This is a genomic window from Algoriphagus sp. (genome assembly GCF_024642405.1).
GTDB lineage: Bacteria > Bacteroidota > Bacteroidia > Cytophagales > Cyclobacteriaceae > Algoriphagus.
The window spans coordinates 1-2,816 of record NZ_JAHEBC010000445.1; the positions used below are offsets into that span (position 1 = coordinate 1).

The 2,816-nt window shown below is 38.9% G+C and carries 1 protein-coding gene; it reads left to right on the forward strand.

Annotated elements, in window-relative coordinates; all coding sequences use genetic code 11:
- The first annotated feature begins 208 nt into the window (after positions 1 to 208).
- Entirely contained in the window at positions 209 to 2,404 is a 2,196-nt protein-coding gene (locus Q0L68_RS19115) for a M28 family metallopeptidase (RefSeq protein WP_296705847.1), read from the forward strand.
- The last annotated feature ends 412 nt before the right edge of the window (positions 2,405 to 2,816 follow it).

Consider the following 2,816-nt stretch of genomic DNA (forward strand, 5'->3'; position numbering starts at 1 on the left):
TCTAAATGGTGAACCCACTATCATGAATGAAAAATAATGTGTATATCCGCAATTCTACCAGTAAGGAGACTAATGCAATACAAAATAAGCTTAACTGTAAATTTTAGGCTGCTTCGGTCATCGGTCTTCCGACCAGATAAGCAAAGAATTTAAGGTGACTGGCATCATTGCGGATAATCATAAAAAATAATATTTAACTGAAAGAATCATGCTTAGAATTTTTATAGTAGCAGCCGCATGCATGTTATCACTAACATCAGTCGCTCAAAATAGCATTATTGGCTTTAAGGCAGCTAATATCGAAAGCCAAAATAAATTAGAGGATGCATTTGATGCCCAACTTTCTTCTAAAAATTTAGATGAATGGATGCAGTTATTATCCGATAGGCCCCATTACGTAGGAACGGAATATGGTCGTCAAAATGCAGAATGGATGATTGAACAATTTACATCTTGGGGATTTGACGCTAAAATTGAAACCTATCATGTCCTGTTTCCTTATCCAAAAATTAGGCTGCTAGAGCTCACCAAACCAACATCTTATAAAGCGAAACTTTCTGCAATTCCTATTGCAGAGGATAAGTACACACAACAAAAAGATGAGCTTTTACCAAGTTATAATGCCTTTTCAAAAGATGGTGATGTAGAGGCAGAATTGGTTTTTGTCAACTATGGCATCCCTGCTGATTATGAAGAGCTAGAGAAGCTAGGGATAGATGTTAAAGGTAAAATTGTAATTGCCAAATACGCTGGGTCTTGGCGAGGGATTAAACCTAAATTGGCCGCAGAAAAAGGAGCAATAGGCTGTATCATTTATTCTGATCCAGAAGATGATGGTTATTATAGAGGCGATACTTATCCTGAGGGAGCTTTTAAAAACGAAACTGGTGTACAACGCGGGTCAGTAATGGACATGCCACTTTACCCGGGCGATGTACTTACTCCAGGTTATGCAGCCACAAAAGATGCCAAGCGGCTCGATCGGAAAGATGCTCCAACGATTACCAAAATCCCAGTACTACCCATATCTTATCAAGATGCATTGCCGCTTTTAAAAGCACTTGGTGGCCCGGTTGTCCCTGATTCTTGGAAAGGGGCATTGCCAATCACCTACCACGTAGGCCCAGGCCCGGCAATGGTTCATTTGAAGCTTGAATTTGATTGGGAACTTAAGCCGATATATAATGTAATAGCCAAAATGAAAGGGGATGTTTTTCCTGATCAATGGGTAATGCGAGGAAATCATCATGATGCATGGGTACATGGAGCCAATGACCCTATCAGTGGGTTGGTAGCACTGCTCGAAGAAGCACGCGCAATAGGCGAATTGGTGAAAGCTGGTTATAAACCAAAAAGAACTTTAGTTTATTGTGCGTGGGATGCTGAAGAGCCTGGTTTGATCGGATCTACCGAATGGGTAGAAGACCACAAAGATGAATTGCAGAAGAAAGTGGTGGCATATGTCAATTCAGATTCTAATGGAAGAGGCTTTTTGTTTGCAGGAGGTTCACATACCCTTCAGGCTATGTTTTCAGAAATAGCTGACGATGTGGTGGATCCTCAAACAGGAGTTTCTGTTAAGAAGCGAAGAAGTGCTTTTGATTTATTAAATGGCGGTGATGGAAATTTTAGATTAGGTGCCTTAGGTTCTGGTTCAGACTATTCGCCTTTCATCCAACATGCTGGGATTGCTTCATTAAATTTAGGGTATTTCGCAGAAAATGCCGGTGGCGAGTATCATACTATCTATGATACCTATACACATTATAAGCAATTCAAAGATCCGGATTTCGAATATGGAATTGCATTAGCAAAAACAGCAGGAAGAATTGTCCTTCGATTGGCTAATTCGGATGTGTTACCATTTGAATTTCAACAATGGAACCAAACAGTTTCCGGGTATATGTCAGAATTAATCAAGCTTACTGATGGTATGCGTGCAGCTGTTGAAAAACATAATACATTGGTTGAAAAAAATGTATTTGAACTGGCAACAGATCCTAAAAAGAATTTGGCGAAACCTGGGAAAAAGGAGTTAATTCCTTACTTGGATTTCACCTCTCTTCAAAATGAAATGGTCGCATTAAATAAAGTAATTACTGATTTCTCTGCGAAGGATTTCAGCAACCTAGATCAGGCCAAAAGTAATAAGTTGAATGAGAAGTTATTGATAACCGAGCAGGCCTTAATTAATGAAGCCGGATTACCTAGAAGGCCTTGGTACAAGCACCAACTATATGCCCCTGGTTTTTATACAGGTTACGGAGTTAAAACTCTGCCCGGAGTTAGAGAAGCGATTGAACAAGAAAATTGGGAGGAAGCAGCGGATCAAATTAAAATATTAACCAATACACTCCGTGGGTTTAAAAACCATATTGAAGAGATGTTAAGTATTGTTGAGTAACTGATTTACTATGTTTTTACATAGCAGCCATGCTTTTGGATGTACAAGACAGGAAGCTATTGACTATTGCGTAAGCCAGCTGTTCAGGTCCCGATAGCCATCGTGGAAGGAATCCTGAACCTAGCTCATAGGATTTTAAATCTTCCGAAAGTACTTCGAGATTATATCCTCTATTTTATCTAGACTTAAAGAGCTAGAATCCAAAAAATACCGAGTAAGGAATTTGGTGACTTGCGGGTATATTCCCATTACTAAAAGAAAATTCCCCCCTACTCTTTAACAATAAATAGATAGGCTTTGCAAAAGCGACCGTGAATGTTTATTTCATCAGGTGTCTGTTCATAGTGTTTATTCCGCTTATTATCAATACATTAAAAAAGCATTCATTTAAAACCAAAATAGATATAAACAA